This window comes from Leptotrichia sp., assembly GCF_057270615.1.
This window is the reverse complement of record NZ_DBHIXN010000009.1, coordinates 17,424-33,160: the sequence shown is the minus strand read 5'-3', so window position 1 is coordinate 33,160 and position 15,737 is coordinate 17,424. Positions and strand designations below refer to the sequence as shown.

Below are 15,737 nucleotides of genomic sequence, written 5' to 3'. Positions count from 1 at the left end.
ATTTGAACTAAATTTCATTTAAAAAAAGAAATTACACCTCATTTATTCAATATAAAATTTAAATCGAAAATAATATAAATTATACAAAGCTAGAAGTTTAAGTAAAATTCAAGTTTGACTTTAAAGAAATTTTACTATTATAATAAAACGAATTTAAAACTGAACTCAAGAATTATGACTATTTTTAAATTTATTTGATTTTTAACAGTTTAATTTTTAGTGAGTTCTATTATATAACTGAAAAGGAAGATAAATAAATGGATAAAATATGTGAAAATTACAAAAATAGCCTATATTCAGGATTATCAAAAATTGGAAAATGCCTATCTAGCGAAAAAAGGATTGAAATACTGGATCTGCTTGTACAAGGAGCAAAAACTGTGGAAAGCATTTCAAATGAAACAGGAATGAGCATTGCAAATACTTCTAGGCATTTGCAGATTTTAAAGGATGGCAATCTAGTTATTAATGAAAAAAAGGGAAACTATGTTGTCTACGAAATTGCAAATACTCAGATAATTGACTTGGTGTATCTTTTAATTGGAGTAGGAGAAAAACAATTGGCAGATATTCAGCGAATACACAATGAATTTAATGACAGCTGTATGAAAATCCGTCCTATTACACTAGAGCAGGCGTATGAAATGGCAAGACAAAACAAAACACTAATAATAGATTTACGACCTGAAGATGAATTTAATTCAAGCCATATAGAAAATGCAATTAATATTCCGATGAAATATCTTGAAAAAAATATTAAAAATTTGCCAAGAAACAAGAAAATCATTGTTTACTGCAGAGGAAGAAACTGTGCTTATGCAAATTTAGCTTCCAAATTGTTAAATGATAACGGCTTTCAGGCATATAGCCTGAATCAAAGCTATTATGACTGGCAGAAAAATAAAAATTTTTAACTTTATTGAGTTAATACTATTCCCCATTAAAACAAGAGAGTTTTTATGATTCTGTTCAGCAAGGGGTCAAGACCCCTTGTCAGAAAGTAAATAGTAAATCGTTTCTTTTTTCAAATGGATTTTAGTATAAAAATAAAAAATATAAAATAGGAGATAAAATGGGATTAATTTTTGTTACTGGTGGAGCTAAAAGCGGTAAAAGCAAATTTGCTGAAGAGATGCTTTTGAAATTGAATAACGGAAATCAGAAAAATATATATCTGGCAACATCGCTTGTGTTTGATGAGGAAATGAAAGAAAAAGTTCAGCTTCATAAAAAAAGGAGAAAAAATGACTGGTTTACAGTAGAAACTTACAAGAATTTTGAAATTGAATTGAGCAATTTTTTTGAAAATAATGATAAAATAAAAAATAATATGCTTGTAGACTGCCTTACAAATATGATTACTAATATAATTTTTGAAAATCAGAATATTGACTGGAACAATTTTGAGAAAAAATTGTATATTCAAACTTTAAAAAAATTAAATAAAAATGTAAAAAACTCTGTAGATGAGCTTTTAAATATTACAAATCAATTTGAAAATACTGTAATCGTGTCAAATGAGCTGGGAATGGGGCTTGTTCCAAGTTATCCACTTGGAAGGTATTTTCGTGAAATTGCTGGGAAAATGAATCAGATTGTGGCAGAAAAGGCAGATAAAGTATATTTTGTAGTTTCTGGAATTCCAATGAAAATAAAATAAATAAAATATATTTTCTGTTTTTTTAATAGGATTTAGTATTAATCAAATTTTGTAGACTTTTATAAATGATAAAAAATAAAATAAAGGAGAATAATTTTAATATGAAAAAACAAAAAACAGATTTACAAATAAAAAAAGATGAAATTAGAAAACAAATTTTAGAAAAAAGAAATAATCTTTCTATTGAAGAGGTAGAAAAAAAAAGTGAATTAATTATAAAAAATTTAGCTCCATATCTAAAAAATGCTCAGAATATAATGATTTTTATGGATATGAAAAATGAAGTGAGAATTACAAAATTAATAGAACTTTATCCTGAAAAAAATTTTTTCATTCCAAAAATTGTAAATAGTAATAATAGAGAAATGAAAATTAACAAATATAACAAAAATGAGCTTGTTTTGCACAAGTTTGGCTATTATGAGTCTTCGTCCAATGATTTTTATGATGAAAAAATATTGGATATTGTGATTGTTCCAGCTGTTGCCTTTGATTCTAAAAAAAATCGAATTGGTTTTGGTGGCGGATATTATGATACTTTTTTGAATAAAGTTAAACTAAAAAATAATAATGCTTTATTTATCGGTGTTTGCTATGATTTTCAAATGATTGAGGAAGTGCCGATTGAAGGGCATGATGTAACTTTGGACTTTATTATTAATGAAAATATTCTCAAATCCATTAAAAATTAAACTATTAAAAATTATGCAAACTTAGAAATTGAATAAAATAGTCATTCAGCTTTAAATCAGTTTCACTATAAAATTATATAATTTTAAAAAAAGTAAAAAAAATAAATTTTCCTTGAAATTATAAAAAAAAAATGATAATATATATTGCTAAAATAAATAAAATATTTTAACATATCTGATTTTGTTATTTTATAGTTTCTATTGGTCAAAAGGATTAAAATTTCAAAAAGGAGGTTTATTTAAATGAAGAAAAAGTTAAAAAATAACAATTTTTTAATCCCATCTTTTCTAGCTGGAGTAACAGGTTTAGGATTTGGAAAAACAGTAGAATCCAATAATACTTTGCCTGTAAATGTTTCAAGTGACAATTTATCTTGGAATAAAAAAAATATTAAATTTTCAAAAAATGAAGAAATTTATGATATTATAAAAAATAATTTAAAAAATGAAGATGAATTTAAAGTAGATTTTGGATATTCTGATGGTTTTTACAAAAGCCGTATTAATAATTCTTTTTCAAAATCTGAAAAAACTATTTCAAATATCCTCCCTGAAATAGAAATAACAGTTCCTTACGTCATTATTAATCCAGCAAACGGACCTTCTGACAAGGCAGAATACGAATATATCGTACAAATTAGAAAAAACAAAGAAATGGGAATTAAAAATTTGGGATATGTCACAACAGATGAATATACAAAAAGTATAAGAAAAGTTGTTTCTGAAGTTGATAAATATATACAGTTTTACGGCTCTGACAATATTTCTGGAATTTTTATTGATGAAATCTCATCAGGTACAAATCCACTAGAAGTTGATTATATGGCACAAATATACAATTATATAAAAAATAAATATCCTGACCTAATCACAGTTGCAAACCCTGGAAGCACAATAACTGATGAAATGTCTAAATATTCTGATTTATGGCTAACAAGTGAACAGTCTGCCGAGAGCTACATCAATCATTGGACACCAAGAACTTATAGCTTTGAAAATAACCCTAAAAATTCAAAACGTATTGTACACGTTATTCATTCCGCAACACCTGAACAATATGAAACTCTACTAAATTTATCAAAAGAGCGAAATGCAGGCTTTTTAATGATAACAACCGATGTTCCAAACGTTCCTGGAAATTTGCCGAAAAATTTTGAAAATCTAATATTGTCAATAAATACCCCAAAATCTGAAACTCTTTCAGACGTAAAAGATAATTTATCCAAGCAATTAACAAAAGAAGACGCAGATGCAGAGTCAATTTTTTCTGATTCAAAAAATTCTACATCTGAAGAAATCATAGAAGATACCAGAATAGAAGATAAATTTGATTCACAACAATTTATTTCATCAGGAAAATATTCCATTGATGGAAATCTCAAAATTTCAAGCCTTGATTTCTGGAAACTTCTCAATTTTCATTGTAAACCTAAAATACTTCTTTCCTATTTTAATTTTGGATATAATATTTTAGGAGAATTTACTATGAATCCTTCAGAAAAGATAAATAAATTTGGAGATTTTGAATTTGATTTAAATAAAAATTGGAATATCTGATAAATATAACACTAAGATGGGGGACTTAATGATAAAATTTGATTAAAGGATATTTTACTATCTAATACTAAACCCCTTTTAAAAATAGAAACAAATTTTTATAATATTTATTTCATAATCATTCAACTAATTACTATGTTTTTTCTTTTTTATTTTTGTAGGATTGATCATTGCCGCAAATCCTACAACCTATGGCTAGTCTACGATATTTTTCTCGCTATGCTCAAGCAGTTTTGCCAGCACAGAAAAATGCTCCGACGGATTATTTATACTAGACTTTATTTAAAAAATGAAAATTATATTTTAATTATTTGAAAATATTAGGTTTATATCCTTAAAATTCATTATTTAAATTGAGTTTAGTATAAGCTAGAAATAGTATAAAAAAAAGTTGTTTCATAGATATTTATGATACAGCTTTTTTTATTAATATTTTTTCCGCTTAAACAGCGGATTAACTATAAATTTTTTTATAAAATCCCTTGTTAGAAAATATACTTAAATTTATTCAAAATTGAACTATTATAAAGTTATATAAACTTAGGGAGTGAACTACTCCCACTTTTAGAAGTGGGAGCTTCTTGGGAAGTATCTGCTTTTGCTAGCCAAATATATTTACCAAGCTCTTCGGACAGTCCCTGCCCTGTTTTTTATTTCCTAATATTTCAACATTTCTTTTCCAACATCTCTTATATTCAGTGCCGCATTGTAATCTCTATCAATTTCAATTCCACAGCACTCACATTTATAACTTCTTTCTGATAATTTCAGTTCCTCTTTAATATTTCCACATTTACTGCAAGTTTTCGATGACGGAAACCACTTATCTATTTTTAAAAATTGTTTTCCTAAAAACATCAACTTATACTCAAGCATCCTCAAAAACATTCCCCATCCATTATCTCCTACACTTTTCCCAAAATTTAATGCCTGGCTCATCCCTTTCATATTCAAATCCTCAACAACCACAGCATTGTATTCTTCAGACAATTTTTTCGATAATTTATGCAAAAAATCTCTTCGACAATTTTTAATATACTCATGCAACTTTGATATTTTCGCTTTTTGCTTATACCAATTTTTAGAAAATTTCACTTTTCTCGATAATGATTTCTGTAATTTTTTCAATTCTTCTTCCAACATCCTAAAATATTTTGGATAATCAGCCCTTTGGTTTTCAGAACTGACAAATAATTCAGACATTGAAAAATCAAGTCCAATTACTTTATCATTACTTGGTATTTTTTGAATTTCTTTTTCAAATTCTGTCAAAACAGAAACATAGTAATTTCCATTACTGTTTGTCAATGTTACCGACTTTATTCTATAATTCTTTGGTATTTCTCTATGATATTTCAATTTAACTTTTTTCAATTTTGGCAAAACCAAATATTTATTTTCCTCAATTCTTATCGAATTATTCACACAATTTGTCATGTAACTTTTAACATTATTCTTTTTAGATTTGAACCTTGGAAACTTTGCTCTCTTCTGAAAAAAATTCGTAAACGATCGTTTTACATTCAATTGAGCATTTGAAAGTGCCAAACTGTCTACTTCTTTTAAAAATTGATTTTCACTTTTCAAACTGGCAGGTGTAATTATTTTATTTTTTCCAGTTTCTTCATAAAATTTATTCGCAGCATACAAAATCGTATTGTAAACAAAACGAACACATCCAAAAGTCTTATTTATCAATAATTCTTGCTCCTTATTTGGATAAATTCTGTATTTGAATGCTAAATTATATTTCATAAAATTACACCTCCTTTTGATTTTGAATATTATTTTTAATGACTTCTCTTCAATATTTTATACCAAAATTGTATCATAAGTGTATCCTTTTTTCAACTTTTTTAAAAAAAAAAGCAATTTATCTCTCACTTATAGAAAGCCTACGACTTCTTGCTATCTTTTTGTTAAAATAAAGGGAAAAGTAAAATATCTTAAAATAAATGTATATTCAAACCCATTTAAAATTGAGCTATTAAAAGATTGCATAAATTTAGGTTATAAGAGGGTTATTATTTTATTTTCTAATAAATAATCTTAATTTTTTAAAATTAGTTTACCTGATTTTATTGTTAAAATTAAAATATGACATTAATTAGTTAAAAAATTTTTTAATTTATTTAAAATTTATAAAATAAATATCAATAAAAAATAAATAATGTGGTATAATTAAAAAGTAGTAAATTGTAATTTTAAAATGAATAATTAATATTATTTAACTTTATTTAATAATGGATTTTTTTGTAAATTTTTATTTAACAAGTAATTAAAAACGGGTGTTATCAAAGTAAATAACAAATAAAATGGTAGATTGATATACAATTTACATTACTGTTAATAGCTATATTTTAATTTATGCTCGAACTTGTTTAAATAAAAATATTAAAAGATCTTTTAGTAAAATAGTTATGGCTTTTGAGTTCAGTTTTAAATCAGTTTTACTGTAAAACCAGATTTATTGTAATATTAAGAAAAAATTGGTGTATAATTATTAAGAAAGGAAAATTAAATGATTTGGATAATTGGTGGAACAAAGGATTCTAGAATTATTTTAGATGAGGTTATGAAAGTTAGGAATGATGATATTATTGTTAGTACAGCTACTGAATATGGTGGAAAATTACTTGAAGATGTAGCTAAAAATAAAAGAATACATGTAATTTCAGAAAAACTAAGTATTTTACAAATTGAAAATATAATTTTAGAAAAAAATATTGATTAAAAAATCATAGCTATAAACTTGTGATATCTTTATTAACTATTTAGATAAAATTTAATTTGTATTTTTTATTTTTGTAAAAAAATATCACATAAAAAAGGCAATGTAAATATAGTCAGCACATATAGAAATATGTGTGCGGTGGCAGTTTTTAGACTGTCTAATACTGCTTGAATTGCTGGAAAACCCTAAAGCCAATTTAACAACAACATAATATCTTGTTTAGGATAAATTAAATATAAAGATATAAGTGTGACTGTTGCGAAAGCAGAAAAAATAAATTGGATGGCATAAGTTTATCAAGGTTAAAACCTAAGTGCTAAAAAAATTTAATAAAATACAATGGGCAATCAGCAGCTAAGACCGAAAGGTAAAGTTCAACGACTATTCCTTCTAGGAAGTACACCAAAGCTGGTGGAAGCGGGCAGACCCAAACAGGTAAAGCTGTGGGATAAGATATAGTCTGTGCTTAATAGAAATATTAAGAAGTTCAAAATACTTAATTTATATTAATAATTATAAGTATTTTAGAGAACTGCATAGAAATAGCGAATCTATGTGAACGAAATCTCTAAATATTAAATCAATTTTTGATTTTTTTAAGAGATTCAGTTAGTTATTGATGCAAGTCATCCATATGCACAAAATATTAGTAATATCGTCATCTCAATGATAAGTTATTTAAATGAGCGACATATAATAAAAAAAGAAATAAAATATGTAAGATTTGAAAGAAGAGTATTGGATTACGGAACTGAAAATGTATTTCAGTTCACAAATTTAAGGGAAATAATCACATTTTTGAATAGATTTGAAAATAAAAATATATTAAGTACATTAGGATCAAATGCTTTGGCAGAGTTAAAAGAAATAAAAGAAAAGAATAATTTGTTTATTAGAATATTGCCAACAACATCATCTATACAAAGTGCAGAAGAACTTGGTTATTTGCCAAAAAATATAATTGCTATGCAAGGACCTTTTTCAAAGGAAATGAATATTGCAATATTGAAAGATTATAAGATTGATTAAAACTACAGCTATAAAGTTTGCAATTAGAATTTAAAACTTTATAAAATAGCTTGTAAAGTATAGTCAGCACATATAGAAATATGTGTGTTAAGACAATTTTTTAACTGTCTAATACTGCTCGAATTGCTGGAAAACCCTAAAGCTGGTTTAACGACAACATAATATCTTATTTAGGATGAATTAAATAAAGGATATAAGTGTGATCGTTGCGAAAGCAGAAAAAATAAATCAGATGGCATAAAAAAATAAAAAATGGTTAAAACCTAAGTGCCAAAAAGAAATTTAATAAAACAATGGGCAATCAGCAGCCAAGGCCGTAAGGTAAGGTTCAACGACTATCCCTTTTGGGAGTACACCAAAGTTGGTGGAAGTGGGCAGGCCCAAACAGGTAAAGCTGTGGGATAAGATATAGTCTGTGCTTAATAGAAATATTAAGAAGTTCAAGAATATCTATTTATTGATATCTAATAAGAAATATCAAGATATTAGGAGAACTGCATAAGAAATAACGAGCTTATGTGAACTATAACCTCTCAAAAAAGAGAGATATCAGTATCTTATTACAAAAGAAAGTGGAGAAACAGGTGGAGAATTACAGAAAGTTCAAGCATGTAAAGAATGTGGAATTACTATTTTAACAATAAAGCGTCCAGTATTGAATTATGGAATAGTTTTTTGCGAAATTAATGAAATAATTGAATATATAATAAATTTATAAAAAGGGAGAATTAGGATTGAAAAGCATAAAAAACGAAGCAACAATCGAATTTGAAGAAAAAAAATCAAAATTTATTGGATATATTAAACCAGTTTCGACAGTAATTGAAGCAGAAAAGTTTATTGATTTAATAAAAAAAACAAATCCAAATGCAACTCATAATGTCCCGCTTTACAGAGTTATAGAAAGCGGGCAAGAATATTTTAAGTATAACGATGATGGTGAACCTAGCAATACAGCTGGAAAGCCTATGGCAGAAATATTAAAAATTTTAAATATTTATAATGTTGCATTAGTTGCCACAAGATATTTTGGCGGTATAAAACTTGGAGCTGGTGGACTCATAAGAAATTACGCTAAAACTGCAAAATTAGCTGTCAATGAAGCAATCATTGTGGAATATATAGAAAAATCTATTTTTATTTTAGATTATGACTATGAAAATACATCTGAAATAGAAGCATTTTTAAGTGAAAATACTAAAAAGTTTGGAATAGAAATATTGGAAAAAAATTACTCAAATAGAGTAACGATGAAAGTAGTAGCAAATAATAAAATCGAGCCTAAATTAAATGAATTACAGAAAATTATTGTAATAAAAATATAGAAAAATTTAAAAAAATTCAAGGACTATAAATTTTTTTTAAAAAAAGTTGTTGACAAATAAACTTAAATATGATATTATATTTCTTGTCTGTGAGTATTAAAAGATAAAACAGATAGGGAAGTAAATGTGCGGCCTTCGTCTAGTGGTTAGGACATCGGGTTTTCATCCCGGCAACAGGGGTTCGATCCCCCTAGGCCGTACCAAATTAAAATTGAATATAAAATGTTAAATGGTGATTTTTTTAGGTCGCATAGCTCAGTTGGGAGAGCACCTGCCTTACAAGCAGGGGGTCATTGGTTCGAGCCCAATTGTGACCACCATTATGGAGGTGTAGCTCAGTTGGTTAGAGTGCTTGCCTGTCACGCAAGATGTCGCGAGTTCGAGTCTCGTCACTTCCGCCATTTAATGCCGCTTTAGCTCATCTGGTAGAGCAACTGACTTGTAATCAGTAGGTGGTTGGTTCGAGTCCGACAAGCGGCACCACTATTTAAAATTTAGAATGTTGTGGAGAGGTTCCCGAGTGGCCAAAGGGATCAGACTGTAAATCTGCCGGCTCAGCCTTCGAAGGTTCGAATCCTTCTCTCTCCACCATTTTTTTTTATAAAAATAAAATTTATTATAAATATATAAATCATAATTCGTAGGAGGAATTATTAGCTATGGTTAGAAAAATAAAAGGAGCAGGAAATAAATCAGGTGGAAGCCAACAGGATATAATTAAGCAAGCTCAAGTAATGCAACAAGAAATGTTAAAAATTCAAGAGGGATTAAAAGATAAATTTGTTGAAACATCTGTTGCTGGTGGAGGAATCACTATAAAAGCTAATGGACAGAAAAAAATTGTAGATTTATCAATTTCATTAGATGTTTTAAAAGATGCAATTGAAGAAAATGATGCAACAATAGTTTCTGATTTAATCGTAAATGCGGTAAATGAAATTTTGGATAAATCTGAAGAAATGGCTGAAAAAGAAATGGAAGTAGTTACTGGTGGAGTAAATATTCCAGGATTATTTTAGGACTTAAAATCTCAAATAAATATTTTTATAAAAACCAGAGTAATATCTGGTTTTTTGTTTTTTTATAGTAAAATTGATTTATACCAAACTCCATTTGAATAACGAATATATTATAAATCTTTTTAGTAGATTAAACCTAATATTTACTTTCAAATAATCAAAATAAATATTCGCTTTTTAAATGGGGAATATTAGATATGTTCGATAACCTAAGTTTTTTTATCTATACAAGGGGTCAAGACCCCTTGCTTCAAGATATTTGTTTTATTAAATTCTAAGTTTGTATAGTTATCGAACAGGTCTATTATAAAATAGAATTCAAAAGTTATGATTATTTCATTTAAATTTTAAGTTTATATAATTTTTAATAGTTTAAATTTGAATGGTTTGAGTATATATTTGAAAAAATAAAGGAGAGATATGAAAAAAAATATAAATAGAATGATAATAATGATGTTTTTATGTATGGTTATATATAATTTGGGACATCCAGGAACACCTGACTTGATCCAAATGAGAGGTTGGAAAAAGAGCATTTCTGGAGAATTTTTAGCATTTATGAGTACAGCAATGTTTATTTCATCCCCATATTTAGGAGCATTGGCAGATAAATTTGGAATGAAAAAGATTTTTATGTTTATGCCATTTCTTTATGGAATTGCACAATTAGTTTTTGGTTTTGTCACAAATCTTCCAATGGTGTTCTTGGCACGAATGATTGCTGGATTTGCTTCTGGGGGAACTTTTGCAGTGGCTTTTGGATATGTTAGTCAGTTGTCTGAAAAAGAGGAAAAAGCTAAAAATATTGCAAAAGTTAGTTCAGCAATTGTAATTGGTGGAGCTGTTGGGCAGAAAATTGGAGGGGTTATTGCTACTGTTGATCCTAGATATTCTTTTGGGCTTCAGTTTATTTGTGGGAGTGTTATGTCTGTTTTTATTTTAATATTTATGAGAGAAATTATAAATAAATTGGGAAATATAGGAGATAATAAAAGTTTGAATCCATTTTCGACATTTAGATATATAAAAGAGTTAGATAGATTTTCAAAATTTTTCTGTGGTATAATTTTTTTATCTGGAATTGGAATTTATTCTTATGCAAGTGCATTAAACTATTTTTTTAAATTTTATGAAAAAGTTTCTGCAGATACAATTGGAACTTTTGTAATGTGTTCATCACTTCTGGCATTTTTAGGAACAGCATTTTTACTTGAAAAATTATTAAAGAAATTTAAAGAAAAAAGTATTCATGCAGTTATGATTTTTATTGGAATCATATTGATGATAGTTATATTTTTTAGAGTCAAGTCAGGAGTAACGCCATATTTTATAATGGCTGTATATACAATGACTTATGAAATAGCACGATCACTCGCAAATACAATTATTGCTAGAAAATATGTTGAAAATCAGGGGAAAATATTAGGAGTAACATCTGCAGTGGATTCACTTGGAAATGCTGTTGGATCTTATCTATCTGGACACTTATTAGCATTTAACCCGTTTTTTCCATTTATTGTAAATATTGGAATAATGATTATGGTATTAATTTTGATTAAAATTTTCAATCGTATTTAATACTAAACTCCTTTTAATTTATATTTTTTTATTAAAAAAGTTTGTAATAAATTCGTTATTCAAATGGGTTAGTATAAAATAAATATTCGCTTTTTAAACGAGGAATAGTATAAATTAACAAAGGAGGGATCAATCCCTCCTTTTTATCAGATAAATTTATTGTTAAAAATATTTTGTAACATCGAAAAATACGATAACAATCATTAGTACAAGTAAAAATATCATTCCGATTAAATGTATTTTTTCTTCAATTTTTTTGTTAATCTTTATTCCAAAAAATTCAGGAATTATAAAAATTAATCTTCCACCATCAAGTGCAGGAATTGGCAGCAAGTTCATAATTCCAATATTTATAGAAATTAAAATAAAAACACCAAGCATAGCAAATAGACCTCCTTGCCCATAAGCTTCTCCAATGACCTTAGGAAGACCTACAGGACCTGTCATTTCGTTCATTGCTACTTTCCCTGTCACAAGCATTTTTATACCATTGAGCGTCATTTTAAAATAATCTTTAAACATAAGAAAACTTATTTTTATTTTTTCTCCAAATGTTGATTTTTGGCTTAGCAAATGGATTCCAAGAATATTTTCTTTAGTCTTTTCATTATAAGTTAATTTTACATTTTCAGTAATTTTTTTGTTTTCTCTTAATATTTTTAAATTAATATCTTCATTTTTATAATTTTGGCTAATTTCTTTTATTTTTTTTGTCATATCGTTCCAATTAGCTACTTCTTTACCATTAATTTCTAAAATTTTATCGTTTACTTTTAATTTTTTGTTTATCTTTGAATTTTGCTCAATTTTTCCAATTACTGCCTGTGAATATTGAGGAGGTACCACTCCTGTAATAGAAAGCATTATGTATAAAGCAACTAAAGCAGAAATAAAATTCATTACAACTCCTGCAATTAGTACAACAAATCTGCTAAACGGTGATTTTGTAAAAAAACCATTTTTTTGAATGTTTTCTTGTCTTTTCAATTCTTCTTTTACAGCTTCATCTAATTTCTTTTCTATTTCACTAATAAATTGCTCATCTTCAGTTTTATTATTTTTTCTATCTGTTTTATCTAGCTCTTTAATAATATCATCCATTTTTTCCTTTTTAAATGCTTCTAAGTCAAACTTTTCGGGCTGCATTCCTTCTATATTAACAAATCCTCCAAGCGGTAAAATTCTAATCGAATAGGTAGTTTCTTTCTTTTTTATTGAAAAAAGTTTTGGCCCCATTCCAATTGAAAATTCAGTAACAGGCATTCTAAAATATTTAGCTGTTGCAAAATGCCCAAGTTCATGTAAAAATACAATTATTCCTAAAATTATTATTGTAAAAATTATTCCCATTATTTAATCTAATCTCCATCTATTTTGTTTATACTGTGAACTACTCCCGCTTTTAGAAGCGTGAGCTTCTTGGGAAGTATCTGCTTTTGCTAGCCAAATATATTTACCAAGCTCTTCGGGTAGTTCCTACCCTGTTTTTTTATTTTCTAATATTTCAACATTTCTTTTCCAACATCTCTTATATTCAGTGCCGCATTGTAATCTCTATCAATCTCAATTCCACAGCACTCACATCTATAACTTCTTTCTGATAATTTCATTTTCTCTTTAATATTTCCACATTTGCTGCAAGTTTTTGACGACGGAAACCACTTATCTATCTTCAAAAATTGTTTCCCTAAAAACATCAACTTATACTCAAGCATCCTCAAAAACATTCCCCATCCATTATCTCCTACACTTTTCCCAAAATTTAATGCCTGGCTCATCCCTTTCATATTCAAATCCTCAACAACCACAGCATTGTATTCTTCAGACAATTTTTTCGATAATTTATGCAAAAAATCTCTTCGACAATTTTTAATATACTCATGCAATTTTGATATTTTCATTTTTTGCTTATACCAATTTTTAGAAAATTTCACTTTTCTTGACAATGATTTTTGTAATTTTTTCAATTCTTCTTCCAACATCCTAAAATATCTTGGATAATCAGCCCTTTGGTTTTCAGAACTGACAAATAATTCAGACATTGAAAAATCAAGTCCAATTACTTTATCATTACTTGGTATTTTTTGAATTTCTTTTTCAAATTCTGTCAAAACAGAAACATAGTAATTTCCATTACTGTTTGTCAATGTTACCGACTTTATTCTATAATTCTTTGGTATTTCTCTATGATATTTCAATTTAACTTTTTTCAATTTTGGCAAAACCAAATATTTATTTTCCTCAATTCGTATCGAATTATTCACACAATTTGTCGTATAACTTTTAACACTAGTCTTTTTAGATTTGAACCTCGGAAACTTCGCTCTCTTCTGAAAGAAATTCGTAAATGATCGTTTTACATTCAATTGAGCATTTGAAAGTGCCAAACTGTCTACTTCTTTCAAAAATTGGTTTTCACTCTTCAAACTGGCAGGTGTAATTATTTTATTTTTCCCAGTTTCTTCATAAATTTTATTAGCAGCATACAAAATCGTATTGTAGACAAAATGAACACATCCAAAAGTCTTGTTTATCAACAATTCTTGTTCCTTATAATGACTTCTCTTCAATATTTTATACAAAAAATCATATGATAATTTATATCAAATACTGAATAATAATTACTATTATATGACATTATTATTAACTAATTTTATATTATTTCACTGAATAAATTATATCATAAATATATCCTTTTTTCAATTTTTTTTTACAAAAAAAAGCAATTCATCTCCCGCTTATAGAAAGACTTCTTGCTATATTTTATTAAAAAATACTGCTTTAAATGAAAAAATCTCAAAAAAAGCAGTTAAATTTTGATACCTAACTAAAATTTTATAAATTATAAAAATTCGCTATTTCCTTCGTCCTCTCCTAATGAAGCATCAATATCTTCATAATCAATTTCACGTGGAATAGAAGTTAAAACTTTATCTGTAACTTTTGAAAGATGTGCACTCATTGCATAAGCAGCTCCACTTACAAAATCTATTACTCTTTGTCCTACTTCATATTCTAAAAATTCCAAGCTAAATGTTACAATTTTATTTTCTTTTATTGCATCTGCAATTAATCTTGAATCTTCAAAAACTTTTGGTCTAATAATTGAGACATTTATTTTAGATGTTGGCATTTTCGTAATTTCCTCCTTTTTTCCTACACCAAAAAGACTTCCTATTCCTTTTTTTTCTTCTGGCTGTTTTTCTGGTTCTACACGAGTCGTTGTTGTTTTGTGTTGAACCTTAGACTGCTGGTTTTGTTGTGGCTGTTCTGCTGCCACTTCTTTTTTTTCATTTTCTGACAATTCTTCAGATAATATGTCATCATCGTCATCTTCAATATCATCGCCAAAAAACTCCATTAATTTTCTTTTAAGTCCCAAAGCATAACCTCCTATTCAAATAATTTACTTCCTATTCTAATTATAGTTGCACCATTTTTTAATGCTTCTATATAGTCATTTGACATTCCCATAGAAAGAGTTGTAATATAATCATATTTTTCCTGATATTCTTCCTTCAGATTTCTCATATTTGAAAAATAATCATTTATTTCTTCTTTGCTTGCCTCAAACGGAGCCATTGTCATAAAGCCTATTATTCTTACATTACTCATAGAAAAATATTTCTCGCTATCTTCTTTAAAATCTTCAATGTAAACTCCTGTTTTTGATTCTTCCTTTGAAACGTTAATTTCAATTAATCCATTTATAATTCTGTCATTTTCAATAGCTTTTTTATTTATTTCTTTTAAAAGTTCATAAGAATCAATTGAATGTATTAAATTTACACTATTAATTATATACTTTATTTTATTTTTTTGCAACCTTCCAATAAAGTCCCATTTAATATTTTTATATTTTTCATCTGAAAATTCATTCAGCTTATCCCGATAAAGCTGAGCCCGATTTTCACCAAAGTAATCATAGCCCATTTCAATTAGAGTCTTATGTTCCTCTACATTAAGATACTTGCTTACAAACAGAATTTTAACTTTTTCAGGATAGGGAGAATATTTTTTTATATCTTCCAAAATTTTTTTATAATTCTGTTGAATTTTTACACTGTTCAGTTCCATTCCTGCTCCTTACTGTTTTGACTTGTTGTATTTGAGATATATTTGAAATCTTTTAATATAAAGCAA

Annotated in this window: 14 protein-coding genes, 5 tRNA genes and 2 pseudogenes; 15 read left to right on the top strand and 6 right to left on the bottom strand. The window is 27.1% G+C overall.

Annotated features, from left to right (window positions below; translation table 11 throughout):
* Positions 1–257: 257 nt before the first annotated feature.
* From ACO409_RS03140 to ACO409_RS03125, 4 genes are all read left to right on the top strand, one after another.
* On the top strand, positions 258–914 hold the full coding sequence (locus ACO409_RS03140) for a metalloregulator ArsR/SmtB family transcription factor (RefSeq protein ID WP_485554731.1): 657 nt from the start codon (positions 258–260) through the stop codon (positions 912–914).
* A 158-nt stretch (positions 915–1,072) separates the two neighbouring features.
* Positions 1,073–1,660 (top strand): bifunctional adenosylcobinamide kinase/adenosylcobinamide-phosphate guanylyltransferase, encoded by a 588-nt coding sequence (gene cobU, locus ACO409_RS03135; RefSeq protein ID WP_485554729.1) that lies wholly within the window; start codon positions 1,073–1,075, stop codon positions 1,658–1,660.
* Positions 1,661–1,761: 101 nt separating this feature from the next.
* The gene (locus tag ACO409_RS03130) at positions 1,762–2,352 is read left to right on the top strand and encodes a 5-formyltetrahydrofolate cyclo-ligase (protein WP_485554727.1); all 591 of its coding nucleotides are present in this window, start codon (positions 1,762–1,764) and stop codon (positions 2,350–2,352) included.
* Between the two features lie 243 nt (positions 2,353–2,595).
* On the top strand, positions 2,596–3,909 hold the full coding sequence (locus ACO409_RS03125) for a spherulation-specific family 4 protein (protein WP_485554725.1): 1,314 nt from the start codon (positions 2,596–2,598) through the stop codon (positions 3,907–3,909).
* A 657-nt stretch (positions 3,910–4,566) separates the two neighbouring features.
* Here the strand turns inward: ACO409_RS03125 and ACO409_RS03120 are convergent.
* Entirely contained in the window at positions 4,567–5,664 is a 1,098-nt protein-coding gene (locus ACO409_RS03120) for an RNA-guided endonuclease TnpB family protein (RefSeq protein WP_485554723.1), read from the bottom strand.
* A 766-nt stretch (positions 5,665–6,430) separates the two neighbouring features.
* On the opposite strand from ACO409_RS03120, the gene ACO409_RS03115 reads away from it, so the two are divergent.
* The 11 genes and pseudogenes from ACO409_RS03115 (at position 6,431) to ACO409_RS03065 (ending at position 11,594) form a co-directional block, all read left to right on the top strand.
* Positions 6,431–6,643, top strand: coding sequence for a precorrin-6A/cobalt-precorrin-6A reductase (locus ACO409_RS03115; RefSeq protein ID WP_485554721.1), 213 nt, complete (start codon positions 6,431–6,433; stop codon positions 6,641–6,643).
* A gap of 603 nt (positions 6,644–7,246) precedes the next feature.
* Positions 7,247–7,672 (top strand): precorrin-6A/cobalt-precorrin-6A reductase, encoded by a 426-nt coding sequence (locus tag ACO409_RS03110; RefSeq protein WP_485554772.1) that lies wholly within the window; start codon positions 7,247–7,249, stop codon positions 7,670–7,672.
* A 547-nt stretch (positions 7,673–8,219) separates the two neighbouring features.
* A pseudogene (locus ACO409_RS03105) lies at positions 8,220–8,390 on the top strand (precorrin-6A/cobalt-precorrin-6A reductase); the annotation flags it as partial.
* A gap of 16 nt (positions 8,391–8,406) precedes the next feature.
* Complete coding sequence (locus ACO409_RS03100) at positions 8,407–8,997, top strand: IMPACT family protein (RefSeq protein WP_485554719.1); 591 nt, start codon at positions 8,407–8,409, stop codon at positions 8,995–8,997.
* A 128-nt stretch (positions 8,998–9,125) separates the two neighbouring features.
* Positions 9,126–9,200 (top strand) — tRNA-Glu (locus ACO409_RS03095).
* Positions 9,201–9,241: 41 nt separating this feature from the next.
* Positions 9,242–9,317, top strand: a tRNA-Val gene (locus tag ACO409_RS03090).
* Positions 9,318–9,321: 4 nt separating this feature from the next.
* Positions 9,322–9,398 (top strand) — tRNA-Asp (locus tag ACO409_RS03085).
* Between the two features lie 6 nt (positions 9,399–9,404).
* Positions 9,405–9,480, top strand: a tRNA-Thr gene (locus ACO409_RS03080).
* A gap of 23 nt (positions 9,481–9,503) precedes the next feature.
* Positions 9,504–9,588, top strand: a tRNA-Tyr gene (locus tag ACO409_RS03075).
* A 68-nt stretch (positions 9,589–9,656) separates the two neighbouring features.
* Positions 9,657–10,016 carry a YbaB/EbfC family nucleoid-associated protein gene (locus ACO409_RS03070; RefSeq protein ID WP_485554717.1) on the top strand — a complete coding sequence of 120 codons (360 nt, stop codon included), beginning with the start codon at positions 9,657–9,659 and terminating at the stop codon, positions 10,014–10,016.
* A 420-nt stretch (positions 10,017–10,436) separates the two neighbouring features.
* Positions 10,437–11,594 carry an MFS transporter gene (locus tag ACO409_RS03065; RefSeq protein WP_485554715.1) on the top strand — a complete coding sequence of 386 codons (1,158 nt, stop codon included), beginning with the start codon at positions 10,437–10,439 and terminating at the stop codon, positions 11,592–11,594.
* A gap of 162 nt (positions 11,595–11,756) precedes the next feature.
* On the opposite strand, the gene ACO409_RS03060 is transcribed toward ACO409_RS03065, so the two are convergent.
* The 5 genes and pseudogenes from ACO409_RS03060 to ACO409_RS03040 form a co-directional block, all read right to left on the bottom strand.
* Positions 11,757–12,944, bottom strand: a complete 1,188-nt coding sequence (locus tag ACO409_RS03060; RefSeq protein ID WP_485554713.1) for a M50 family metallopeptidase — start codon at positions 12,942–12,944, stop codon at positions 11,757–11,759.
* 146 nt (positions 12,945–13,090) lie between these two features.
* Positions 13,091–14,164, bottom strand: coding sequence for an RNA-guided endonuclease InsQ/TnpB family protein (locus ACO409_RS03055; protein ID WP_485554711.1), 1,074 nt, complete (start codon positions 14,162–14,164; stop codon positions 13,091–13,093).
* Positions 14,164–14,232: pseudogene (locus ACO409_RS03050) on the bottom strand (IS200/IS605 family transposase); the annotation flags it as partial. The pseudogene ACO409_RS03050 and the gene ACO409_RS03055, both read right to left, overlap by 1 nt.
* Positions 14,233–14,436: 204 nt before the next feature.
* Positions 14,437–14,976 carry a cell division protein SepF gene (locus tag ACO409_RS03045; protein ID WP_485554709.1) on the bottom strand — a complete coding sequence of 180 codons (540 nt, stop codon included), beginning with the start codon at positions 14,974–14,976 and terminating at the stop codon, positions 14,437–14,439.
* A gap of 11 nt (positions 14,977–14,987) precedes the next feature.
* Positions 14,988–15,671 carry a YggS family pyridoxal phosphate-dependent enzyme gene (locus tag ACO409_RS03040; protein ID WP_304080050.1) on the bottom strand — a complete coding sequence of 228 codons (684 nt, stop codon included), beginning with the start codon at positions 15,669–15,671 and terminating at the stop codon, positions 14,988–14,990.
* Positions 15,672–15,737 lie beyond the last annotated feature (66 nt).